The 23,026-nt window shown below is 67.1% G+C and carries 19 protein-coding genes and 1 pseudogene; 10 read left to right on the top strand and 10 right to left on the bottom strand.

Features of this window, described 5'->3' with window-relative positions:
• Positions 1 to 42: 42 nt before the first annotated feature.
• Entirely contained in the window at positions 43 to 756 is a 714-nt protein-coding gene (locus AWB94_RS21380) for a siderophore-interacting protein (protein WP_062657669.1), read from the top strand.
• Here AWB94_RS21380 and AWB94_RS21375 read toward each other — a convergent pair.
• Both AWB94_RS21375 and AWB94_RS21370 read right to left on the bottom strand, forming a co-directional pair.
• Positions 728 to 1,306, bottom strand: a complete 579-nt coding sequence (locus AWB94_RS21375; RefSeq protein WP_062657670.1) for a TetR/AcrR family transcriptional regulator — start codon at positions 1,304 to 1,306, stop codon at positions 728 to 730. The two genes, AWB94_RS21380 and AWB94_RS21375, sit on opposite strands and share 29 nt — an antisense overlap.
• Position 1,307: 1 nt before the next feature.
• Positions 1,308 to 2,597, bottom strand: a complete 1,290-nt coding sequence (locus tag AWB94_RS21370; protein WP_062657671.1) for a cytochrome P450 — start codon at positions 2,595 to 2,597, stop codon at positions 1,308 to 1,310.
• A 456-nt stretch (positions 2,598 to 3,053) separates the two neighbouring features.
• On the opposite strand from AWB94_RS21370, the gene AWB94_RS21365 reads away from it, so the two are divergent.
• Positions 3,054 to 3,488: a pyridoxamine 5'-phosphate oxidase family protein gene (locus tag AWB94_RS21365; protein ID WP_084395259.1), complete on the top strand. Its 435-nt coding sequence runs from the start codon at positions 3,054 to 3,056 to the stop codon at positions 3,486 to 3,488.
• A gap of 256 nt (positions 3,489 to 3,744) precedes the next feature.
• Here the strand turns inward: AWB94_RS21365 and AWB94_RS36315 are convergent.
• A pseudogene (locus AWB94_RS36315) lies at positions 3,745 to 3,893 on the bottom strand (IS481 family transposase); the annotation flags it as partial.
• Positions 3,894 to 3,970: 77 nt separating this feature from the next.
• The gene (locus tag AWB94_RS21355) at positions 3,971 to 4,882 is read right to left on the bottom strand and encodes a LysR family transcriptional regulator (RefSeq protein WP_062657672.1); all 912 of its coding nucleotides are present in this window, start codon (positions 4,880 to 4,882) and stop codon (positions 3,971 to 3,973) included.
• 120 nt (positions 4,883 to 5,002) lie between these two features.
• On the opposite strand from AWB94_RS21355, the gene AWB94_RS21350 reads away from it, so the two are divergent.
• Positions 5,003 to 5,842, top strand: a complete 840-nt coding sequence (locus AWB94_RS21350) for an SDR family oxidoreductase (RefSeq protein ID WP_062657673.1) — start codon at positions 5,003 to 5,005, stop codon at positions 5,840 to 5,842.
• Positions 5,843 to 6,147: 305 nt separating this feature from the next.
• Here the strand turns inward: AWB94_RS21350 and AWB94_RS21345 are convergent, their stop codons facing one another.
• Both AWB94_RS21345 and AWB94_RS21340 read right to left on the bottom strand, forming a co-directional pair.
• Entirely contained in the window at positions 6,148 to 7,128 is a 981-nt protein-coding gene (locus AWB94_RS21345) for an SDR family oxidoreductase (RefSeq protein ID WP_062657674.1), read from the bottom strand.
• Positions 7,129 to 7,189: 61 nt separating this feature from the next.
• Positions 7,190 to 7,996 (bottom strand): SDR family NAD(P)-dependent oxidoreductase, encoded by an 807-nt coding sequence (locus tag AWB94_RS21340; RefSeq protein ID WP_062657675.1) that lies wholly within the window; start codon positions 7,994 to 7,996, stop codon positions 7,190 to 7,192.
• A gap of 117 nt (positions 7,997 to 8,113) precedes the next feature.
• Between AWB94_RS21340 and AWB94_RS21335 the strand changes: the two genes are divergently transcribed.
• From AWB94_RS21335 to AWB94_RS21315, 5 genes are all read left to right on the top strand, one after another.
• Positions 8,114 to 8,833 carry a transposase gene (locus tag AWB94_RS21335; protein ID WP_062657676.1) on the top strand — a complete coding sequence of 240 codons (720 nt, stop codon included), beginning with the start codon at positions 8,114 to 8,116 and terminating at the stop codon, positions 8,831 to 8,833.
• Between the two features lie 595 nt (positions 8,834 to 9,428).
• On the top strand, positions 9,429 to 9,983 hold the full coding sequence (locus AWB94_RS21330; RefSeq protein ID WP_234811829.1) for a TetR/AcrR family transcriptional regulator: 555 nt from the start codon (positions 9,429 to 9,431) through the stop codon (positions 9,981 to 9,983).
• A gap of 422 nt (positions 9,984 to 10,405) precedes the next feature.
• A complete protein-coding gene (locus tag AWB94_RS21325; protein WP_062657678.1) occupies positions 10,406 to 11,518 on the top strand; it encodes a VldE C-terminal domain-containing protein in 1,113 nt (370 codons plus the stop codon).
• 46 nt (positions 11,519 to 11,564) lie between these two features.
• A complete protein-coding gene (locus tag AWB94_RS21320) occupies positions 11,565 to 12,080 on the top strand; it encodes a DUF4262 domain-containing protein (protein ID WP_064961326.1) in 516 nt (171 codons plus the stop codon).
• A gap of 82 nt (positions 12,081 to 12,162) precedes the next feature.
• Entirely contained in the window at positions 12,163 to 13,776 is a 1,614-nt protein-coding gene (locus AWB94_RS21315; RefSeq protein WP_062657736.1) for an arylsulfatase, read from the top strand.
• A gap of 125 nt (positions 13,777 to 13,901) precedes the next feature.
• Here AWB94_RS21315 and AWB94_RS21310 read toward each other — a convergent pair whose 3' ends face one another.
• Complete coding sequence (locus AWB94_RS21310; protein ID WP_234811824.1) at positions 13,902 to 14,180, bottom strand: hypothetical protein; 279 nt, start codon at positions 14,178 to 14,180, stop codon at positions 13,902 to 13,904.
• 379 nt (positions 14,181 to 14,559) lie between these two features.
• Between AWB94_RS21310 and AWB94_RS21305 the strand changes: the two genes are divergently transcribed.
• Together AWB94_RS21305 and AWB94_RS21300 are read left to right on the top strand one after the other, a co-directional pair.
• The gene (locus AWB94_RS21305) at positions 14,560 to 15,123 is read left to right on the top strand and encodes a YdcF family protein (protein WP_062657679.1); all 564 of its coding nucleotides are present in this window, start codon (positions 14,560 to 14,562) and stop codon (positions 15,121 to 15,123) included.
• A gap of 51 nt (positions 15,124 to 15,174) precedes the next feature.
• Positions 15,175 to 16,596: an aldehyde dehydrogenase family protein gene (locus tag AWB94_RS21300; protein WP_062657738.1), complete on the top strand. Its 1,422-nt coding sequence runs from the start codon at positions 15,175 to 15,177 to the stop codon at positions 16,594 to 16,596.
• 17 nt (positions 16,597 to 16,613) lie between these two features.
• Here the strand turns inward: AWB94_RS21300 and AWB94_RS21295 are convergent, their stop codons facing one another.
• The 3 genes from AWB94_RS21295 to AWB94_RS21285 are packed head-to-tail and all read right to left on the bottom strand — an operon-like array spanning position 16,614 to position 22,987.
• The gene (locus AWB94_RS21295; protein WP_062657680.1) at positions 16,614 to 18,968 is read right to left on the bottom strand and encodes an arylsulfatase; all 2,355 of its coding nucleotides are present in this window, start codon (positions 18,966 to 18,968) and stop codon (positions 16,614 to 16,616) included.
• A 2-nt stretch (positions 18,969 to 18,970) separates the two neighbouring features.
• A complete protein-coding gene (locus AWB94_RS21290; protein WP_062657681.1) occupies positions 18,971 to 20,335 on the bottom strand; it encodes an FAD-binding oxidoreductase in 1,365 nt (454 codons plus the stop codon).
• 36 nt (positions 20,336 to 20,371) lie between these two features.
• Entirely contained in the window at positions 20,372 to 22,987 is a 2,616-nt protein-coding gene (locus AWB94_RS21285) for a helix-turn-helix transcriptional regulator (protein ID WP_062657682.1), read from the bottom strand.
• Positions 22,988 to 23,026: the final 39 nt, after the last annotated feature.

The following is a 23,026-nucleotide window of genomic DNA, read 5'->3' as shown; positions in this document are numbered from 1 at the left end:
GTTATGCTGCCCTAAGTAACCATCTGGATCGAGGGGGCTGCGTTGACCGAGCAGAAACCGTCCCGCGGCCTGTCCGGCGCGCTGGTCAAACTGTGGCGGGGCGGCGACTACGAATTGACGGTGACCGGCCGAACCCAGATCACCCCGCATTACCTGCGGCTGCACTTCACCGCGGCCGAACTGCTGGCCGACCGGCCCGTCCATCCGACCATGTGGATCCGCGGCTGGTTCCCCGACGGCGCCAAATCGCATCAACGCGGTTACACGTTGGTCAACCCGGACCCGGTGGCGGGCACCGTGGATATCGACTTCGCGTTGCACGAGGGTCTGGCCACCCGGTGGGCCATCGAGGCTCAGCCCGGGGATGTGCTCGAGGTGACGGTGTTGGGCAGCGATTTCGTGCTGCCGGCCCCGGCGCCGGAGGGGTACGTCATCGTCGGGGACACCGCGTCGCTGCCTGCCATCAACTCCCTGCTGGAGGCGATCGGTGACGCGCCCGCGCGGGTGTTCCTGGAGTCCGCACACTCCGACGACCGTGATCTGCCCGTGGCGCGGCCCGGTGTCACGTGGGTGGACCGCAAGAACGCGGGGGAGGCGCTCGTCGAGGCGGTGGCCGCGGCGGCGTTCGACGCGTCCGAGCATTTCGGTTGGGTCGCCTGCGACAACCGCACCACCCGCGCGGTGGCCAAGGTGCTGCGTGACGAGTACAAGATTCCGAAACGCTCGCTCAAGGCGCGCGCCTACTGGGCCGCCTGACCTCGACCGTCGGGACCACGAAGCTCTCCAGCATGGCGCGCTCGTCGGCCGGGTCGCGGCCGGGGAACAGCAGCAGCGACACCAGAATCCGAATCACCCAGCGGGCGCGCATCTCGGTGTCGGCGTCCTGACCGCTGCCCCCGAGGAACGCGGCGACCAGGGCGAGGATCACCTCCGAGCGCTCGGCCATATCGCCACCGATCGGACGCTGGGTGCTGGCGAACCACGATGCCAGGGCCGGGGTTTCACGCACCCGCGCCAAGGCGGCGAGCATGCCGGTGACCAACCGTTCCTGCGGGTCGGTCAATCCGGTGAGCAGGTCCGCGATCTCGGAAAAGACTCGCTGAGCCTGCCGGTGCACGTAGGCGGCGTAGAGCACGTCCCGGTTCTCGAAGTAACGATAGAGCGTGGCGCGCGAGCAACCTGCCGCCCTGGCGATGTCGTTCATCCCGACGGTCGCGGCGTCCTGCCGGGTGAACAGATCGTCCGCGGCGTCGAGGATGCGTTCGGCCGCAGCCTCGGTGCGCCGCTCGGCCAGCCAGTCCGGCATCTCAGATCGATACCCCGGGACGCTGCGCTGTCCCCGGCAAGCGCGAGGTGCCCCCAGCCCGCCTGCCCACCGTGAACGGCACCGATAACGGCCGTCGAACGTAACTGCCGCCGGCCCAGACGACCGCATCCTCGTCGACACTGAATTCCGGTATGCGGGTGAGTAATTCCTCCAGTGCCACCCGGGACTGCATCCTGGCCGCCGCGGCGCCGAGGCAGTGGTGCGCGCCGTGGCTGAAGGTCAGGATGTTGCGCGGCCGACGGGTGACGTCCAGCTCGGCGGCATCCGGTCCGTACTGGCGTTCGTCGCGGTTACCGGACCCATAGAGTAACAACACCTTTCGACCAGCGGGGATGGTGGTGTCACCTATGGTGACGTCTCGGGTGGCGGTGCGAGCCAGGCATTGCACCGGGGAGGTCAGCCGCAGCAGCTCGTCGACGGCATCGGGGATCAGGCCGGGATCGGTTGCCAGCAGCCGGCGTTGGTCGGGATTGCGGTGCAGTAGTTGCATGGAACCGCCGAGCATGCCGGTGGTGGTGTCATTGCCGCCGGTCACCATGGTGAAGGTGAAGGCCAGGATGGACAGCATTCCGGCGATATCGCCGTCGGCGCCGATGCCCGCGGCCACCAGATGCGACACCGTGTCGTCCTCGGGTTCGGCGCGACGTCGCTCGATGAGCGCGGTGAAGTACGCCATCATCGAGCCGAGGGCGTCGCCGAGGGTATCGAGCGCGCCGCCGATCCCGCCCTCGCTGGTGTTCGCGGCGACGATCGCCTCGGTCCAGCCGTCGAACTGGTCGCGGTCCTCGTCCGGCACGCCGAGGTAGTGCGCCACCACCATGGACGGCAGCGGTTTGAACAACTCGGTGACGATGTCGCCGCCGCCGTTGGACCGCAGTCGCTCGATGCGATCCACCACGAACTCACGAACCTTGGGCTCCACGGCTTCCACCTGACGCGGCGTGAAGCCGCGCGACACCAGCTTGCGGAACTCGGTGTGCACCGGCGGATCCTGCATCACCATCGGTGGGTTATCCTGCAGGCCAATCATTTCCAGCTCACCGTAGTTGACGGTGAGGCCCTGCGCCGACGAGAACGTCTGGTGATCGCGCGCGGCGGCCCAGATGTCGGCGTGCCGGGACAGTACGTAATAGTCGTGCGCTGGATTATCGGGAACTACGTGGTGCACGGGGTCGTGGTCGCGCAGGGCCGCGTACATCGGGAAGGGGTCGGCCCAGGTGTCGGCGCCGGCCAGCTGGAACCGGGCTGCATGAGACACATCGAGTGACATGTCTTATGTGTACGACAGTTGGATGACAGTGTCAATGGGCTGAAGGAGGGTGAAGATGATCGTTCGAACGACCCGCGGATCACCTACGGATTCGAAACTCGCTGATCGACGGTCCCCCTCGCCGTGGTGTGGTTTTCTGGTTAGGCCGGACGACCTTGTGAAGGGTACGTATGGGGGGTCGTCCGGGTGTTCTTGGTCAGCGGTGTCATCTACGCGCGGCGGCGGCGCTGCCGTCGCGCATTTACGGTTGTGGGGCTGCGTAACCGCCGATCCGTTCTCCAATGTCTGGATGGCTGGCGCGGACCCGATCGAGGTATGAATTGGGCACGATACCGTTGTCGCGAGCGTTGCCAATATTGAATGAATGGTCATTCACCGCTTCGCGAGCCATCGCACTACACCACCGAAAGGTAAGCCATTGACGATCGACAGGGGATTCGACGGTAGGGATGGCCCTTGAGTAGCGGGTGCGGACTGTTCAGCGCCGATGACGCCGAGTTCCTGCGGCGTCCGTTGTACGGGTTTTTCTCTGCGGCAAGGGGATCGACCCCGCCGCAACCGCGCCCCGTGTGGTTTGAGCTGACACCGGAGGGTGCCGTTCAGATCTTCACCGCCCCAGGCTCACCAAAAGTTCGGAACATTCGAAGCGACTCCCGCGCTTCGATCGTCGTCTCCGCACCCGTGGGCGAGAGCGAACGATGGATCGCGATTGCAGGACATGCGATGGTGGAACCGGAAGGAGCGCGGGCGCTGCTGTCTCGGCTAGCGTCGCGTTATTGGGACCTGGGCGATCCGTCGCGCGCCAACATGCTGGAAGAGATGCTCGCCGAGGATTGGGTACGCGTGGTCATCCAGCCGCAGAAGATCTACCGGTACTCGCTGGACTCGTAGAGATTTCGTACGTGGCGTCCCATCGCAGGCTGCAAGAGTTGGCCGTCGGCCGCCCTATCGCCCAGATTGCCGCCGATCTAGACATCAGTGATCAGACGATCTACGGCTGGCGCAAACAAGAGCTCATCGACACTGTCACTTGCCCGCGGGACGGTGTCAGGTGTGCCTCCAAATGTTGTCACCTCGGACTGGCGTCCGACCCGGTAGACCGAAGCCGGCGCAAGATTACGGGGCGCCCAGCCGATTCGGGTGCCTACTGCGCTGCCTTCAACGACGGGAAGGGAGCTCCCGCTGCAAGGAATTCGGCGCGCAGGCTGCGATCGAGTCGCAGCGCTCGATGCCGTGTTCGCGGCAGATCGCATCAAAGAGCACTTCCACCGGCGGGTGGTTGAACTGTCGGGTGAAGGCCGATGCAGTCAATCAGGTGGTGCTTGTGGCGGAAACCGCATCAAGGTCAATGATGTTGGGCGCCAAAAGGGCCCTCACCCCTGCACACGTTGCAGTTCTTCGGCGGTCGTCCGGAGTGCGGCCACCACGGCGCGCGCACCGTCGCTGACCGACTTCTCAGTGAGGGCCAGGGCCGCGCGGCCCGACCAACTCGGATCGTCGACGATGACGGTAGTCACCCCGCGGGGTACCGACCGGGCCGCCAAGCCTGGGATCAGACAGATGCCGAGTCCGGCCGCCACCAGCCCGAGCCGGGCCGGCCACCCGGCGACCCGGTGGCCGATAACGGGATCGGTCAGTGTCGGCCATGCCCCGAACTGCGGATCTCCGGCTGATCCGGCGCCCACGATCCACGTCTCGCCGATGAGTTCCCTGACGTCGATGCGGCCCGCGCCGTCGAGTCGGTGGCCGGTCGGCACGGCGACGCACAGATCACCGCTGGGCAGGCGGTATCGGGCGAACTCGTCGAGGTCGTAGTCGGGCAGCCCCTGTCCCGTTGCGATCACTGCAACCTGGAGCCGGCCGCTGCGCAGGTCGTGCAGCAGCGTCGGGGTGGCCGCCTCGATCGGCGCCACGACCAGACCGGGGTGCTCGGTGGACAACCGCGCGACGGCGCGCGGGATGAGTACGGCCATCGAGGCGGGAAAAGCACCGACGGTGACCCGGCCTGCGAGGCGATCGCCGAGAGCGTCGATTTCGCGGTGCAGCCCTGACACCGCGCCCAGAATGCGCGCCGCATGGGCCACGACCGCGGCGCCCGCGGGAGTGAGACTGACCCCGCGCACCTCCCGGGCGAACAGCCGGTATCCCACCGCTGCCTCCATGGCCGCAACCTGACGGGAGATCGCCGGTTGCGAGTAGCCCAACGTTCTGGCCGCCGCGGAGAAGGACCCGGTCAGCGCGATCTCCCGGCACACTCGCAGCCCGTCCAGCGTCACGTCCGCCACCGGCCCACCTTATCCATGCGTGATGCGTATGGGTAGGCCTCGAAATGCTCATCGCAAACATGGACTGCAGGGACCCGCCCCCGCTGTTGAGACGAACGAACCCAACGGAAGGACAGACACATGACCACCTGGTTCGTCACCGGCGCTTCCCGTGGAATGGGCCGCGAGCTCGTCGAGCAGGTGTTGGCGCGCGGGGACACCGTGGCCGCGACAGCGCGCCGCCCGGAGCAGCTCGACGACCTCGCCGACCGCCACGGCAACCGCCTGTGGCGCCGTGCGCTCGACGTCACCGACACCCATGCCGTCCGAGGTGTCGTCACCGAGGCATTCGCCGCTCACCCGCGCATCGACGTCGTCGTCTCGAACGCCGGCTACGGGGTGTTCGGCGTCGCCGAGGACCTCGACGACGGGCACGTCGAAACGTTGATCGCCACCAACCTGACCGCATCGATCCAGCTGACCCGCGCCGCGCTGCCTCATCTGCGGGCGCAGGGCGGCGGCCTGCTCATCCAGATGTCGAGCATGGGTGGCCACCTGACGTTTCCCGGATTCTCGCTGTATCACGCCACGAAGTGGGGCATCGAAGGCTTCTTCGACGCGTTGGCCACCGAGGTCGCGCCCTTCGGCATCCGCACCATACTGATCGAGCCAGGGGTGGTGCGCACCGGTTTCTTCGACGCGGCGCCACGGGTGCCGCTCAGCGCGCCCTACGTCGGCGGACCCGCCGATCGGCCGCCCTTGACTGCCGAGGAGATGACCGACGACCCGGTCCGCACCGTCGCCGCCATCATTCGTGCCGCAGGCGCCTGCCCGCCGCCGCGGCGCCTGGTGCTGGGCTCGGACGCGTGGACACTCATGACCGCTGCGCTACAGCAGCGGCTCGACGACGTGGCGGCCCAGCGCGACAACGCTGCCACCGCAGACTTCGCCGCCGACTCGACCGCGCGTGCGACGGATTGACCGCCGCGCTGGCACACGGGTAGCCGACCTCGCGATCAAGCTGCAACTAGCTTCGCCGAGCGTGTCGAACATCTGGCCGTCCCCGTTCCGGAACCTACAGGGTGGCGGCAACCGCCAGGTTCGAACTCTGCGTGGCGGAACTCGAAGTAAGACACCGCTTCTGGCGGATCCACCATGGATCTGAAAGTGCATCTAGGCATCAGATGCGAGACAAGAAATGAAACACCGCGACGCCGACACTCGGAGGCGCAGGGTTGCCCGGGTATCCAGTGCCTCGGGGCGGTAGTCGCATGAAGTGGGGTGTCTCATGTTGTCGCCACCCCGTGTTCTGTTGCGACCCGGCGAGCGAACTGTTCGTAGCTGGTGGCCGGCCGCGGTAATACCTTCGGTAGGTCATCGAAGTTGCCGGCGGGTAGTCCATGCACGTCGTAGTACTTCATCATCTGTACGTAGGTGTCCTGGGCGTCGGCCGGCCAACCACGGAAGCCGCGGGCATTCGGTGCGGTCCGCAGCCCACGAAGGATGTTGGGAAGGGAACGGAGTTTGGTCGACACCAGTGAGCGTCCGATTGCGGCTCCGAATCCTCCGACGGCCAGCAGTGGATTCGTCAACGACTCCGGGGGCAACCGAACGGCAGTCATGGGATGCCCGAGCACTCGGCTCCAGATCCGTGCCATTTCATGGCGATTGAGCTCGACGGTAGACAGGTCATACGTCTGGCCGATATGCCCCTCGGGGTGGGTCAGTACGTTGGCCGCGGCGGCGGCGATGTCCTCGGCGTCGACCACTCCCATCAGGCTTTCCGGTGAGGTGGGGTACGGGAGCAGGCCCGCGCCGAAGAAGTCCCAGAAATCCAGCACGTTCTGCATGTAGTGCGAGGGGCGGAGGACCGTTACGGGCAGGCCGGAGTCTCGTAACTTGCCCTCCGCCAAGAGCTTTTGGCGATGGTGAGGCAGTTCGGCGATATCGGGATGGATGACCGAGTGGAAGACGACATGGTCCAGCCGTTCGGCCCGGGCAGCCGCGATCAGTCGTTCGACCACGGGGAGCTCGTCGATGAGTTGGGTCGGAGCGGCGTGGTAGATCTGGCTCACTCCGTGTAGAGCAGACTCGAGGTCGCCGGGTCGTCGGAGGTCTCCGATCACGACTTCGGTCGCGCCGTCGGCCGTCGATCGTCGTGCTTGGTCTTCGTTTTTGACGAAAGCCCGTACGTTGCGATCGTTGGCCACCAGACCCCGAACCAACGGACGTCCGACACCGCCTGCTGCGCTGGTCACCAGAATCATGGTCTGCTCCTATCGTAGGTCGTGAATAGTGTTGCGCCGAAGCATCTTTGGGACAGATCCGTCAACGCGTGGGATCGTTTTGGCTCTGCAGCGGTCGCAACGAGCGCGCCAGGGCCGGCATGAGGACACGCCGGGGAACCAGTCGTGCCAGTGCTGCGGACACCGTGTTGCCGGTTCCCGAGACCGCCGACGGGGGAGTGCGGCGGCGATCGAGTGCTCGCAGGCCGGCCGCAGCGACCTGATCGGCGGTCTGCATTCGGCCCACCACCGTGGCGGTCTCGCCGATGACGTCGAAGAACTCGGTCCGGGTGGGGCCTGGGGCGAAGGAGAACACCTTGACCCCGTGCCGTTTTGCCTCGTACCACAAGGATTGGCTGAAGCTGAGAACGAAGGACTTCGATGCCGCATACACGGCCAGGGAAGGCACCGGTTGATAGGCGGTGGTGCTGCAGATGTTCATGATGGCGCCGTGACGACGCTGGACCATCTTGGGTAGAAACGCATGGCAGATGTCGACCACCGCTCCGATGTCGACCGCCAGCACCCGCGCGTAGTCCCTCGCGTCGCCGTCAAGGAACGGCCCTTGGGTGGCGAAGCCGGCGTTGTTGATGACCAAGTCGATATCGCCTTCGACGAGTTGGCGCAACCGGCTGCCGGCTGCTTCCACGGACAGGTCGAATGCGATACGGGTGCATGAGATCCCATACTTCGCCTCGAGCTGGTCTGCGAGTGCCTCGAGGCGATCCCGTCGGCGGGCCACCAACACGAGGTCGCAACCGCGTTGCGCGAGCGCCTGGGCGAAGGCCTCGCCAATTCCCGAGCTGGCACCGGTAATCAGCGCTCGCGACGCGCGGAACGGCTTGACCATCGTTCCCCCTCCTTGGCCTGAGTTGCCGTCTGCATCGGCTGCCCTGTGGGGCGTGAACAACAATTGCGACTATTGCATACAGGGTGCAAATAATGCAATGCCGCGTACGATCGGCGGATGAGTCCCAAGGCACGGCGGAGCGACTCGGAGCGTCGCGCCGCCGTTGAGCGCGTCATCGTGGGCCAGCGTGCATCAGCCGTCGCGCGGGACATGGGGGTGCACCCGGCCACGCTGTACCGGTGGGTCCACGACGCGTCCGACGGTGCTGCCGAGTCCACCCCTACCGATGTCCGCTTGCTGCAGGCCACGCAGACATTGCTGCGCGATCAGGACTACAGCCAGATCACGGTCGAAGAAGTCGCCCGGTTTTCCGGTGTTGCCTTGCGCACTGCGTTCCATCATTTCGAGAGCAAACGTGAACTCTTCCGCGCGGCGATCGACAACGCGGCCACGGTCTTGGTCGACGCCATGGGTCAGCGGTATCAAGGCGCCCAATGGCCATCCGAGCCGCTGCTGCAGCTGAGCTTGTTTCTCCGGCTCTCAGCCGAAGCCATCTATGCCACGCCGTCCGCGCACGTCCTGTTTCGCGACCTCGGGGTGCCGAGGTCGGACAGCTTCGCCCTGCGCTGGCACGACACCTTCGAGCAGGCGGTTGCGCGACTGCTCGGTACCTCGGCACGCGCCGCGGCGATCGACCCCGATACGGACATCGCGGCAGCCGCCCACGCGATCACCGGGGCGATGCGCGGAATACATGCCGCAGTATTCGATGGCGGCGACCCGGCGCAGGCACTACGCATCGTCGCCCGACTCCACCTCACGGTGCTAGCCGACTGAGTCGACCAAGGCTGGTCCGCTCAATGTGAACGACATGGTGTCTGGCGCCGTCCAGATGAATCGGTCTGATGTGATCTCTCGTCATCTGTGGTCGTCGACCGAACCGGAGTGCCCTCAAGGCGACGTCCGCAACGTCGCGGATCTAGTCGTCGGCGCCGCAGACCCAGCACCCGAGGTTGTGCGGATCGTTTTCCGCAGTGCAATTGAGACATTCCCAGGTGCCGTCGCGACCCATAACTGCCATCCTTTGTCGTTACGACCTTGACGGTCGCGCGGTCCCCATCTTGCCGGTCCGAACCTCGTGACCGTCGATCGGCACGTGAGAACGGCCTGTGAGAATGCGGTCGTGGTGTGAACAATGTGATTCTAATCATGTTGATATGCAACGCCGTTCGCATATCCGCGATGGCGGATTGGGCCGAAACACAGTCAGAACAAGGCAATTTTGTACTTGAGGCCAAGCGTAGCGGTGCTGTCGTGCAGTTGGCTGGAGAGGATGATCGACACGAGAGCTGCGGTGACGCAAACAGACGAAGAGCTCCCGGATGTGGGTACCACGCGATATCGCTGTCACCGGGAAGCGTTGTTGGACAAGGTGGTCGATCATCTCCTTGATCACGGTCTCAGGGAAGTGTCCATTCCCGCATTGGGTACGGCGATCGGTGTCTCCGACGCGACGTTACAGCACTACTTCGCAACGACGGACGAGCTGTTGGGCGAGGTCTTCAGCGCTCTGCGCGTTCGGGAGGACATTTCCGCTCCGACCTCCGCTGAGGACGCCGAACAGCTGATCCGCGACCTGTGGCGACGGTGGAGCAGTCCGCAGCGGGAGGGCCATTTCCGGCTTCTCTTCGAGGTATTCGGGCACGCGCTGCGAGATCCCGAGCACTACAGCGCGTTTCTCGACGGCATCGTGTCCGACTGGATCACCGCCATCGAGTTCTTTGCCGTTCAACTCGGCTACACGCCGAAAGATGCCAGTTTGGTCGCCACCTCGGTGTTGGCACAACTTCGCGGCTTGCAACTGGACCTACTCACCACCGGCGATCACGAACGCACCGCTGCCGCCCTTGATATGTTCCTTGCCCAATTCACCCGTGCCGCCCCGGTGTCCGGTGGCTGCGAACCAGTCGTCAGCGGGGAATCGTAGCCAGGTCGTTCGCCTGCAGTCGGTAAACCGTTTGAGCGGTGGCGTGGAACAGAGCTTGCTGCTCGGCAACTGTGAGGGGTGCGGCCAGCTTGGCGAAGGCATTCCACAGTACGCGGTAGCTGAACACGCCTTTGTCGCGGTGGTGTGGGAATCATCGAACCGTTCTCGCCGCAGGCAGGTTTCGTGCACACCGTTCCAGGCCTGACCAGCGGAGTACACCCGACCCTGGCGCAGCAGCAACTTCGACGACCCGTGCCGCACCCGCATCAGATCCCGTACCGACTCCACGTGCGCAGAGGCCTTCGGCCTCGAGTCAGCCTCCATACCGTCTAGACATCGTCGAGCACAGTTCGTAGCCTGTCCCGGGACATCGACAGCCGGGGCTAGGCCGCACCATGACCGAAGGATCGTGACAAATCCGCATGACTGGGGTTCGCGACCGCTTTCGACGGAGGATGTGCGGCGCCGGATCGGCGCTCCTGGTGACGGCCGCGGCGATGGGTGCCGCGCATGCCGAACCCGCGGACGACGCGTTGGCCAAGCTCGACGAGCTTTCTGCGCAGGCGGTGCGCAGCCGGGAGGCCGTCACCACGGCTCAGCGCGACGCCGACGCTGCCCAAGCTCAACAGGCCGTAGCTGAGGACCGCCAGCGCGTCGACCTGACGGCATTGGAGGCAGCGGACACCCAGTTGGCACCGCATCAGATGGCCGTCGATCGCCTCGCCGCGATGACCTACATGGGCGGTGGTCACAGCCAAATGACCGCAGCCCTCACGGCGTCATCGCCGCAACGACTCATCGACGGGCTCTCGCTGCAACACACGATGGAAGCCACGGCCACCGACCAGCTGAGGGCTTACCGCGAAACGCGCGAGCGTGCCGCTGCCGCCGCCTTGGCCTCGGAGCGCTCGGCCGCAGACGCGCGCGTCGCGGCGGAGCGAGCTGCCGCAGTACGCGCGGACCTGCAAACCGCACTGCAGGATCTGCTGCGCCGTATCGCCGCAGCGGAAGCACAGTACGCCCTGCTGACTCCGCAGCAGCAAGCGGTGATCGAGAGCGCTGTTGCACCGCCACTGCCGCCGGAAACGCCGCCTGCGCAGGATCCCGCGATCGTCGCGATGCCAAACCTGCCCGCGGGCGACCTGGCTCCGCCGCCCCAAATTGCGATCACAGAAGATCCCGCCGCACTGCCCATGGGTGTCGCGAATGAGACTGGCCTACAACCCAATACTGTTCTTGCTGCCCGAATGATCAGCGCGCAATTCCCCCAGATCGCGACCATCGACGGGGTACGGCCGGATTCGAAGCCGTGGCATCCGCGCGGTCTCGCGATCGACATCATGATTCCCCACCCGGAGAGCCCGGAAGGTATCGCGCTCGGCGACCAGATCCGCGCGTTCGCGCTGGCCAACGGGCCCTCGTTCGGGTTACAGGACGTGATCTGGCGGGGTGTCTATTCCACGCCGGCCGGGCCCCAGGCGACGGGATACGGTCACTTCGACCACGTACACATCACCACGACACCGCGCGGCTGATCGATCGTCGGACCGAGCCCCCGCACACATGTCGGAGGGTGCGCGCATGCTGGCGGCATCCACGATGAAAGGGGCCGCGATGTGCTGGAAATGCGACAACCCGGACGGCACTACAGAGGAGTACCTGGACCACCTGCGCTCGACGATTCAGGACCACGGGTGGGCTGTTCAATACGTCGAGAGTGACAAGCGACCGTTGGCGTACACAGTCGGGCTGTACAGCCGCGGTCTTCCAGAACTGTTGATGACCGGGCTGTCCGCCAACGTCTCCTGTCGAGTGCTCAACTCGATCGCGCACATGGTCGTCGACGACGGCGTCGAGCTTGCGCCGGCAATGCACATCGACTACGAAGATCGGTTTCTCATCGAGGTGGCTCAGGTGGAGCACCCTGATGTCCATATGAGATTCGCCGTCGAGCTCTTTGGTCGCGACTTCCCTGCGTTGCAATTGGTATGGGCTGACGAACGGGGACGCTTCCCGTGGGCCCCGGGGTGGGGCTATGGACGTCGTCGGCAACCCGTCCTGGGACGACGTGCCAAGTGGCCGGACTCAGCCGCCTGAACCACGGCTCACGACCACGAATGCGGAGGACCGGGGCTGATTGGGGGAGGGTCTTGGCTGGGCCGTGACAGGATGCTTCAGCGTGACACGTCCCAACTTTCTGGTCATCGTGGCCGACGACCTCGGGTTCTCCGACATCGGCGCCTTCGGCGGCGAAATCAACACCCCGAACCTGGACCGCCTGGCCCACTCGGGCATCAGGCTCACCGATTTCCATTCCGCGCCGGCCTGCTCGCCGACGCGGGCGATGCTGCTGACCGGAACCGATCACCACGTCGCCGGAATTGGGACCATGCTCGAGATGGCCGCGCCGGATTTCCAGGGCGCTCCCGGCTACGAGGGGTATCTGAACGACCGCGTTGTAGCGCTGCCGGAACTGCTGCGCGACGCCGGTTACCAGACGCTGATGGCTGGCAAGTGGCATCTGGGCGACACGATCGAAAAGTCGCCATGGGCGCGCGGATTCGACCGCTCCTTCGCCCTGCTACCGGCTGGCGCCAGCCACTACGGCACCCGCGGTGGCGGCGGGCTCTCTTCCGTGCCCACGATCTTCACCGAAGACGATCAGTTCGTCACGGTCGGCGAGGACTTCTATTCATCGGATGCGTACACCGACACGCTGCTTCTGTATCTCCGCGAACGCCCCCAGGACACTGAGCACCGACCCTTCTTCGCCTACCTGCCCTTCCAGGCGCCCCATTGGCCGCTGCACGCGCCGCAGGAGACCATCGCCAACTACCACGGCCGCTACGATGCCGGACCGGACGCACTGCGCGAGGAACGGCTGGCGGCGCTCACCCGGCTGGGCTTGTGCCCATCCGACGTCGAGCCGCACCCGGTGGTCGCCGACGGCACCCCCGAATGGGCGGACATGACCGACGAGGAGCGCGCCGTCTCCGCCCGCAAGATGGAGGTCTACGCCGCCATGGTGGACAGGATGGACTGGAACATCGGGCGGGTGATCGACTACCTCGACAGCACCGGCGAGCTCAACAACACGGTCGTCGTCTTTCTGTCGGACAACGGTGCGGAGGGGACGATCGTCGAGGCCATGCCGCTGCGCGGCCCCGAAATCGAAGCATTCGTCGCCAAGCATTGTGACAACGGCGTGGACAACCTTGGCGGTCCCACCTCCTACGCCTGGTACGGCCCGCGCTGGGCGCAGGCCGCCACCGCGCCGTCGCGGCTGCACAAGGCCTTCACCACCGAGGGCGGAATCCGGGTGGTGGGCTTTGTCACCTGGCCTGGCTTTGCTCGGCAGGGGGAGATCGGCACCGCGTTCACCACCGTCATGGACATCGCCCCGACCGTGCTGGAGCTCGCCGGTGCCGCGCACCCCGGCACCGCGTACCGGGGCAGGGAGGTCGAGCCGATGCGCGGCCGATCGATGGTGGCCTACCTGTCCGGACAGACGGATACGGTGCATGATGCCGACACTGGCACCGGGTGGGAGTTGTTCGGGCGCCGCGCGATTCGCCAGGGGGACTGGAAGGCGCTGCATCTGCCCGCACCGTACGGTCCGGGCACCTGGGAGCTCTATGATCTCTCGCGCGATCCTGGCGAGGTCCACGACCTGGCCGCTGCCCGGCCCGACAAACTGGCCGACTTGATCGAGCTGTGGGACCGCTACGTCGAGGAGAACGGCGTGATCCTCGGGCCTGTGTCGCTCTTCGATATCGACTTAGAGGTGCACTGACGGAGTAGAAAGGTCGGCTGGGTGGCTACCTGCCCTGGAGCTTTTGAGTGCCAGCGCTATTCGGAGGTAGTCGGACCTCATCGGAGCAAGGATAGATCCAGGCGGCACCCCTGAGGCGGGCGCGGCTACGCCTGTCCCAAACTCGGCCGGTAATCAGCCGCCTCCGCCTCGGCCTCGGCCGCAAGCAATGCACCGAGTTCGCCCTCCTGCTGGGCAACAAACACACCGACCACCTGCCGGCATACCTCCGGCACGCTCACCCCACGCATATCCGCAATCTGTTTCAGCCCGAGCAGCATTGACGTAGAGACGTGAAACTGCACAGCGAACTGACCGCATGAACCGTCCTCAGGCGGCAACCCCGGACCCACCACCACGGGTTCATCCACCCCGTACTCGCTCACCTGAGCACCCCGAGCTTGCTCAACAGCCCCACCACTAGCGTCGTCGCCAACGCCGTCGGCCGGGGCCCGGAACTCCTCATGACTGAACAAACCCATCCCGCCCACGCTAGACCTCCCAGGATTCCCGCGCGAGATCGAGACGCCAGCTGGCATTGTCGGCGATGGTGCTCCGCGCGGAGATCGGCAGCGTCTCGGCGACATTTCCGGCAGCCGGCGACGATGATGGAGGTAACGGGTATCACCACTAGTGCGTTGTCAGCTGTCTGACGTGGAAGCCGTAAGCCTCAGGTCTGTGCTGACAGGCACCTGTAACACCACCCCACGCCCCGCCGACAAACCCCTTAGTAGCGCTAACGTCAAATAGGGGGGACTTGCGGTGATGCGGAGCCGGATCGCGGTGCTGGTATTGGTGTTCGCGGCGCTGTGGGGTCTGCTCGCCCCGGCGGCACACGCGGCGCCCGGCCCGGTGGGCAAGGACTTCTCCAAACCCGCGATCGTCATCCTCGGCTACGGTCTGCGGCCCGACGGCAGCATGCGCCCGGTCCTGCAGCGCCGCGTACTCGCTGGGCTGGCGGTGGCCCAGTTCTTCCCGCAATCACCGGTCATCGTCACCGGCGGCAACCCGAAGAACGGCAGGACCGAGGCCGGTGAGATGCGAAACATGCTGATGCTGCTCGGTTTCCCGGCCAACCGGATCCTGGTCGAGGACCGCGCCAACAGCACGGTGCAGAACGCGAGATTCTCCGTGCCGATGGCCAAGGAGGCCGGCACGTCGGGCATCATCGTGGTGACCTCGTCCACCCATCAGGACCGGGCCGACGGCAACTTCGCCGACGCCGGCGGCAACGTGCTGGCGACGGTCAGCTTCCCGGACGGGTCGCCGGGCACCAACATCGTGCAATTCGTCCGCGACGTGATGAGTCCGTTCGTCCCGATCGGCTGATCACATGTGAATCGGTCCGCGAACCGCCCGTCGTAGGTAAGGGTTGTGCCCATGCGCGAATACCTCAGCTTCTATATCGACGGTCAGTGGGTCGACCCGGTGCATCCGGGCACCCTCGACGTCGACAATCCCCGAACCGAGCAGGTGTCGGGCCGCATCTCCAACGGCTCGGCCGACGACGTCGACGCCGCGGTGCGGGCCGCGCGGCGGGCCTTCGGGGCCTGGTCGCAGACCGGCAAGGAGGACCGGTTGGCGGTGCTGGGGGCGATCCTGTCCGAGTACCGGAACCGGTCCGGCGATCTGGCCGACGCCGTGAGCGAGGAGATGGGCGCCCCACCGGGACTGGCGGCCGGGCCGCAGGTCAACCTCGGCCTGGGACATCTGGCCACCGCGATCGACGTGCTGACCACCTTCGAGTTCGACGAGCAGCGCGGCTCCACCCTGCTGATCAAGGAACCTGTCGGTGTCTGCGGGCTGATCACCCCGTGGAACTGGCCGCTCAACCAGATCGCGGTCAAGGTCTTCCCGGCCCTGGCCACCGGTTGCACCATGGTGCTCAAGCCCTCGGAGGTGGCGCCGTACTCCGCTCAGATCTTCGCCGAGATCCTCGACGCCGCAGGGGTTCCGGCCGGCGTCTTCAACATGGTGTTCGGTGACGGACAGGGTGTCGGCGCGGCGATCGCCGGCCACCCCGACATCGACATGGTGTCCTTCACCGGCTCGACTCGCGCCGGCATCGAGGTCGCCCGCAACGCCGCACCGTCGGTGAAGCGGGTCAGCCAGGAACTCGGCGGCAAGAGCCCCAACATCGTGCTGGACGACGCCCAGTTCGCCAAGGGTGTCGCCGCCGGGGTGAAGGTGATGATGCTCAACAGCGGGCAGAGCTGTAATGCGCCGTCGCGCATGTTGGTCCCGAACTCGCGGATGGACGAGGCCATCACGATCGCGCGGCAGGTCGCCTGCGGGGTCGCCGTCGACGATCCCGATGACAAGTCAGCCATCGGACCGGTCGCCTCCAAGGCCCAGTACGACAAGATCCAGGGCCTGATCAACACGGGCATCGACGAGGGCGCGACGCTGGTGGCCGGCGGCCCGGGCCGGCCCGACGGTCTGGACGTCGGCTACTTCGTCAAACCGACCGTGTTCGCCGATGTCACCAACGACATGGTGATCGCGCGGGAGGAGATCTTCGGCCCGGTGCTGTGCATTCTGGGCTACGACGACCTGGACCAAGCGGTCGACATCGCCAACGACACCGATTACGGTCTGGCAGGCTACGTTTCGGCCGCCGACCTTGATGCGGCCCGCGCGGTCGCCCGCCGGATCCGGGCCGGCTCGGTGGCCATCAACCACGCGTTCGACATCGCCGCGCCGTTCGGCGGGTACAAACGCAGCGGCAACGGACGGGAATGGGGCGACGCGGGCTTCGACGAGTACCTGGAGGTCAAGGCCGCGCTCGGTTACGCACCGTAGCGAACCCGGCGTGGTGCTCAGTCGCGCCGGAACGCCGTGTCCACCACCCCCTGGTCGGTGGACCCGGGATCGCCGGTGAAATCCAGCACGATCTCGTCGAACGCGCCACCGGTGAACGGGAACGGCGAGGTGAACGCCGCCGAAACGGAATAGGTCACGGCCCGGCCCGCCGACACGGTTTGCATGATGTCCAGTCCCGCCATGCGTAACCCGGCCGCCGACCCGACCACCTGGTCGTCGACCACCAGCGCGACATCGCCGACCATGTCGAGGCTGCCCTCCACCGCGCCCGTGCGGGTGTAGCGCACCTCGAAGGTGTGCCGCCCCGAGGGAATCACCGCCGCCGATGTGACGGTCTGTTCCCGCGCCGCGGCATTGCACACGTAGTGCAGGTGGCCACCGGCCAGGAACAGCGCCTGGCCGCCCGTCCGGCTGCCCTCGGAGAACAGGACGCCCTCGGCGCCGGTCCGCTCCAGCGTCACCGTCGTCCACAGGCGGAACGAGCGGCCGCGCACCAGGCCCCGGAACGCGGTATGCCCGGCCGGGGCGCCAGGATAGAACACCGCCCGTGCCACTGGTTCGCCGATACGGGCGGCCGCCCGTTGCACGATCTCCTGCACGCTCAGATCGGTCAGGGGATAGGCCTGGTATTTCTGAGCGTGCTCGTGCCACAGCGCCTGCAAGGTCGCCAGTTTGTCCGGGTACTCGGCGGAAAGGTCGTGGATCTGGCTGCGGTCGGCTTCGATGTGGAACAGCTCCCAGCGATCCCGGTTGAATGCCCCCCAGCCGCGCGGGCCGGCTGCCGTGGGTGGATGCACGGTGCCCGCGAACCAGCCCTCGTGCCAGATCCCGCGGGTGCCCAGCATCGAATAGAACTGCGTGTGCTTCGGTGCCGGTCCGGCCGGGTCGGTAAGTGCGGCAGCGAAACTCGTGCCCTCCAGCGGTCGCTGGGCGATACCGTTGACCGTCGTGATGTCGCCGATGCCGAGCAGCTCGTACACGGTCGGGGTGACATCGCTGACGTGCGCGTAGTTGTCGCGGACGGCGCCGCGGCCGGGCAATCCGGCCGGCCAGGAGATGATGCACGGGTCGGCGATCCCACCCTCGTGCGAGGCGTAGCGCTTGAACAGCTTGTACGGCGTGTTGAACGCCATGGCCCAGCCGTTCGAATAATTCATCGCCGTGCCGGGGCCTCCGAGTTCACCGAACAGGCGCAGGCCGTCCTCGGCGGTGTTGGCCCCGCCCAGCATCGGGACCGATTCGTCCAGGGTGCCGTTGGGGCCGCCCTCGCCGCTGGCCCCGTTGTCGGACATCACGACCACGATGGTGTTGTCGAGCTGCCCGGTTTCCTCCAGATGGTCGAGGATCCGCCCGATCTGGGCATCGGTATAGGACAGGAATCCGGCGAACACCTCGGCCATCCGGCACGACACGCGTTTCTCGTCCTCGGACAACGAATCCCAGGGCCGGACGTTCTCGTTGGCCGGCCACGGGATCCCGTCTGGGCTGGTGGCGTCGGCGTACGGATTCATCGGGGACAGTTCGGTTTCCGGCGGCACCAGGCCGAGCGCCTTCTGGTTGGCCAGCGCCATGTCCCGGTAGCGTTCGTAGCCTGCGTCGAAAGCGCCCCGGTAGCGGTCCGCCCATTCGGTGGCCACCTGGTGCGGGGAGTGCCCGGCACCAGGGCACAGATACATGAACCACGGCTTGTCCGGTGCCGCCGCGCGGTGGTCCCGCAGGAAACCGATCGCGTTGTCGGCCAAGTCTTTCGACAGGTGGTAGCCCTGCTCGGGGCTGGCCGGCGGATCGATCGGGTCGTTGTCCCGGACCAGGGTCGGATACCACTGGTCGGTCATCCCGTCGAGGAAGCCGTAGAACCGGTCGAATCCGCGGCGCAGCGGCCAGTACCGTCGTGACCCCGCCGCCTGGCAGTCCTCGATCGGCGCCAGATGCCATTTGCCGACGGCGTAGGTGGACCATCCGCGTTCGGAGAGCACCTCGGACAGCAGCGCGGTCTCGGCGGGGATCCGGCCGTGATGACCCGGAAAACCCTCGGCCAGGTTGAGCACCGACGCCACCCCGACACTGGTCGGATTGCGGCCGGTCAACAACGCGGCCCGGGTGGGGGAACACAGTGCAGTGGTGTGGAATTGGGTCAACCGCAGCCCGCGGTCGGCAATCCTGGCGATATTGGGCATCCGCACCAGGCCGCCGTAGCAGTCCCAGGTGGCGATACCGATGTCGTCCCACAACAGGTACAGCACATTGGGTGCACCCGGTGGCGCCGCCGCCTCGCGGTACGGCGCCCAGTCCGGCGTGGACTCCCTGATATCGGTGGCCACCACTCCGTCGAAGCCGCGCTCGGAAGACATGCTCAGATCCCCGCGCCGGGGTTGAGGATGCCGGCCGGGTCCAGCGCCGCCTTGATCCGCCGGTTCAATTCCAAAGCCTCCGGCCCGATCTGGCCGGCCAGCCAGGGCCGTTTGAGCCGGCCCACCCCGTGCTCACCGGTGATGGTGCCGCCCAGCGCCACGGCCAGATCCATGATCTCGCCGAACGCGACATCGGCTCGCTGCGCCATGTCGGTGTCGGCGGGGTCGAACACGATCAGCGGATGGGTGTTGCCGTCGCCGGCGTGCGCGATCACCGAGATCATCACCTCGCGGTGCGCCGCGATCTTCTCGATCCCCGCCACCAGATCGGCCAGCGCCGGCAGTGGCACCCCGACATCCTCCAGCAGCAGTGTGCCCTTGGCCTCCACCGCGGGGATCGCATACCGGCGGGCCGCCACGAACGCCTCACCCTCGTCCGGATCGGATGTCGAAAAGACCTCGGTGGCACCGTTGTCGGTGAACACCTGCGCCATGAACTCCGCGTCGTCGGCGCCCGCCTGCCCGCGCTCGTCCGAAGCGGCCACCATCATCGCCGCGGCGTTGCGGTCCAACCCCATCTTCAGCTTGTCCTCGACGGCGTTGATCGCCACCGCGTCCATGAACTCCAGCATCGACGGGCGGATCTTGCCGGTGATCGTCACCACCGCATTCGCCGCCGCCGCCACGGAGTCGAAGGATGCCACCACGGTGCACGGACCATGCTGGGCGGGAAGCAGTTTCAGCGTCACCTCGGTGACGACGCCGAGCGTGCCCTCACTGCCCACGAAGAGTTTGGTCAGGCTCAGCCCGGCGACATCCTTCAGCCGAGGGCCACCGAGGCGCACCGCGGTACCGTCGGCCAGCACCACCTGCAGGCCCAGCACGTAGTCGGTGGTCACGCCGTACTTCACACAGCACAGCCCACCGGCATTGGTGGCGATGTTGCCGCCGATGCTGCAGATCTCGAACGACGACGGGTCCGGCGGATACCACAACCCGTACGCGGCGACGGCCTTCTTCACCTCCGCGTTGAGCAGTCCGGGCTGCACGACGGCGGTGCGGGTGGCCGTGTCGACGGTGATATCGCGCATCCGCTCGGTGGACAACACGATGCCGCCATCGACGGCGGTGGCCCCGCCGGACAGGCCCGTCCCGGCGCCACGGGGCACCACCGCGACACCGTGCCCGCCGGCCCAGCGCAACACGGCCTGCACCTCTTCGGTGCGCGTGGGCCGGACCACCGCCAGCGCGGTCCCGGCATGGGGATCGGCGGCGCGGTCCTGTCGGTAGGAGGCGACGATATCGGGATCGGTGACCACGGTGCCTTCGGGCAAGGCCGCGATCAGGCTGTCCAGCGGGGAACTCACCCGGCCAGTGTATGGCCGGCGTCACGAACCGAAGATCTATTGCGGGCGCCGCTTGCGCCGCCGCCAGAGTTCGGCCAGCTCCTCGCGGCTGGAGGTGCCGGTCTTGTGCATGGCCCGGTAGACGTGTCCCTCGACCGTCCGCGCGGACAGCTGCAACCGCTCGGCGATCTCCTTGTTGAGCAGCCCGGCCGCGATGAGCGCGACCACCTCGCACTCGCGCTCGGTCAGCGGCAAGGGCTCGGCGGCCTGCTCGAGCGCCGGGGTGATGACCCCGGTGTGTTCGGCCAGCGCCTCGGCCCGCACCGAGCAGTTCAGCGCCGAGCCGCGGCGGCCGCGGCTGCGGTGACAGATGGCGGCGTGGGCGGCGGCATCCATGGCCGCGGCCAGGTCTCCCATCGCCTCGAAATCCTCTGATACGGCCGCCAATTCCTGGGCATCTCCGTCGCGTAGCGCGGCGGCGAACCGGGCCGCCAGCCCGGAACGGGGGCCTTCGGTCAGCCCGGCCAGCTCGGCCAGCCGATCGGCGTGCTCGGGGGTGCCGAACTGGGTGGCCAGCTGCAGGCACATCACCTCGGCGGCGAACTGGCCGTTGGCCGCCGCCGTCTTGGCGGCCACCGCGAGGATGCCGACCGCCTCACTCACCACGCCCTGACCTGCGGCCACCCAGGCCCGCGCGATACTGCGTTCGCAGGACAGCGACCGGAACGGTCGCGCCAGCGCGTCGATCTCGTCCAGGATGGCGGCGGCGTCGGCGACGTGGCCGTGCATGGCCAGCGCGGTGGCCCGCACCACGTTGTAGCGGTAACCCCATCCGGTGGAGTGCTGGGCAGCGAAGGCCGTGGCCGCCTGGTCGAGCAGCCGGCAGGCGTCACGCAACCGGCCGGTGCCCAGCGCCGCCCGGCCGGCTATGGCCGCGCCGAGCGCGTGCGCGGCGCCGGGGAGTTCGGCGGACTGGGTGAGCACGCGATCGGCCAGCGGCTCGACGTCGGTCAGGCGTCCCGCCAACAACAGGGCACCCAGCTCGGCGTCGGCGATGTTGAAGCGCATGTGCGGGGCATCGTGGCCGCGCACGGCGGCGGCATAGCCGGTCGCCGCGGTTTTCAGGGCGTCCGATGTCCGGCCGACCTCCGCGGTGACTGCCGTGAGCGCGAACGCGGTTTCGGCGCCCACCACGCCGGGCAGGTCGGGCAAGTTGATGGCCTTGGCGGCCTCCAGCGCGGCGGCCGGCCGGTCCGTGGCAAACCAGTAGATGACCAGGAAGGCGTCGATCCAGGCACGCCCGGCAGGGCCGACCGACACCGCATCGACGAGGGCCTTGGCCTCGTCCGGGCGGGACAGCGCCCACAACAGGTTGGTGGCGCGCAGATAGACGAATCGGGCACGGTCGAGGTCGTCCCACGGCCCCGCGGCCAGCTCGGCCAGCGCGCTTTCGGCCTCCGCGCCGCGGAAAGACCACGACAACGCGTGGGCGTGCAGGAAGTGCGCGTCCGCCCCGGCGCCGCCGGCGATGGCGACCTCGGCCAGTCGGCCGGCCAGCTGCAGATCGGCCAACCAGATCGCCCCCCTGGCCGCGTGCACCAGCAGGTCGGTATCGGGGGGCAGGTCGGAGTCCAGGCTGAGGCTGGCACGGCGCACCACCACGCGCATTTCGTCGCGGTCGGGCCCGGCGGCCAGTTCGGTGGCCACCAGGCCGCGCAGCCTGCGCAGCGTCGTCGACGGCGCCCGCATCCTGCGGATCTCGCCGTAGAGCGGATGGGCCACCCGCGCCTGCACGCCCGAATCGCTGGGGTCCACGGTGATCAGCCCGCGAATATTGGCTTCCTCGACCGACTCTCGGTCGGTGATGCGCTGCAGGGCGGCCAGCTCGATGGGTTCACCGACGGCGAGCACGTCGACGACAGCGCCCACGGCGGGCGGCAGGTCGCCGAACCGCGATTCGATGAGCTCCACCAGGCTGTTCGGCAGCACCGGCTCGCCGACCCATTGCCAGCATCCGGCGCGCTGCTGCAAGCGGCCGTCGGCCAGTTCCTGCTCGACGATATTGCGCAGATACAGCACGTTGCCGCGGGTGAGCGTCCACAGCCGGCCTGCCGCGTCGGGATCGACCGGGCCGTTCAGCGCCGCGGCGAGCAGATCCGCGGATTCCTGCCGGGCCAGCGGCTGCAGGTCCAGGCGGGCGAACACCCGATTGTCCTTGTCCTTCCAGAGCTCTCGGACACTCTCCGGGATCCCCGTCCCGTCACTGCCGTCGCGGACGGTGAGCACCACCTTGGCGGCACCCCACTGCACGATCTGGTGCAGCACGAAGACCGACAGGTCGTCGAGCAGATGGGCGTCGTCGACGGCGACGATGACTTTGCGCCCGGGCGGGGCCGCGGTCACCGCCTCGATCACGCTGTGCACCAGCCTCAACCGGTCGTCGTCGGCGGACCTCGTCCATGCCGTGAACGCCCCCAGCGGGATGTCGCGGGCCGACGTGGTACCGACGATCCAGCGGTACTCGCTGCCCTGTAGCGCGTCACGGACCAGACGGCTCTTGCCGACACCGGCCGGACCGCACACCACCACCCCTGCGGTGTCCCGGGCCGACACCCCGGCGCGGACGGCCCCGATCTCCGCGGAGCGGCCCATCAACGGCCAGGTCAAACGCACATAGGTAGCGTAAGAGGGGGCTGCGCAGAATGCCTAGTG

Origin of the sequence: Mycolicibacterium canariasense (assembly GCF_002101555.1) — a bacterium.
Classification (GTDB): domain Bacteria; phylum Actinomycetota; class Actinomycetes; order Mycobacteriales; family Mycobacteriaceae; genus Mycobacterium; species Mycobacterium canariasense.
This window is presented reverse-complemented; position numbering and strand designations above follow the sequence as displayed.

Bases quoted from the DNA above. Each gene is read 5' to 3' on its own strand.
- AWB94_RS21340 (WP_062657675.1), bottom strand. From the start codon at position 7,996: ATGGTCAAGCCGTTCCGCGCGTCGCGAGCGCTGATTACCGGTGCCAGC.
- AWB94_RS21345 (WP_062657674.1), bottom strand. From the start codon at position 7,128: ATGATTCTGGTGACCAGCGCAGCAGGCGGTGTCGGACGTCCGTTGGTT.
- AWB94_RS21350 (WP_062657673.1), top strand. From the start codon at position 5,003: ATGACCACCTGGTTCGTCACCGGCGCTTCCCGTGGAATGGGCCGCGAG.
- AWB94_RS21375 (WP_062657670.1), bottom strand. From the start codon at position 1,306: ATGCCGGACTGGCTGGCCGAGCGGCGCACCGAGGCTGCGGCCGAACGC.
- AWB94_RS21295 (WP_062657680.1), bottom strand. From the start codon at position 18,968: ATGTCTTCCGAGCGCGGCTTCGACGGAGTGGTGGCCACCGATATCAGG.
- AWB94_RS21300 (WP_062657738.1), top strand. From the start codon at position 15,175: ATGCGCGAATACCTCAGCTTCTATATCGACGGTCAGTGGGTCGACCCG.
- AWB94_RS21335 (WP_062657676.1), top strand. From the start codon at position 8,114: ATGAGTCCCAAGGCACGGCGGAGCGACTCGGAGCGTCGCGCCGCCGTT.
- AWB94_RS21305 (WP_062657679.1), top strand. From the start codon at position 14,560: ATGCGGAGCCGGATCGCGGTGCTGGTATTGGTGTTCGCGGCGCTGTGG.
- AWB94_RS21320 (WP_064961326.1), top strand. From the start codon at position 11,565: ATGCTGGCGGCATCCACGATGAAAGGGGCCGCGATGTGCTGGAAATGC.
- AWB94_RS21325 (WP_062657678.1), top strand. From the start codon at position 10,406: ATGACTGGGGTTCGCGACCGCTTTCGACGGAGGATGTGCGGCGCCGGA.
- AWB94_RS21370 (WP_062657671.1), bottom strand. From the start codon at position 2,597: ATGTCACTCGATGTGTCTCATGCAGCCCGGTTCCAGCTGGCCGGCGCC.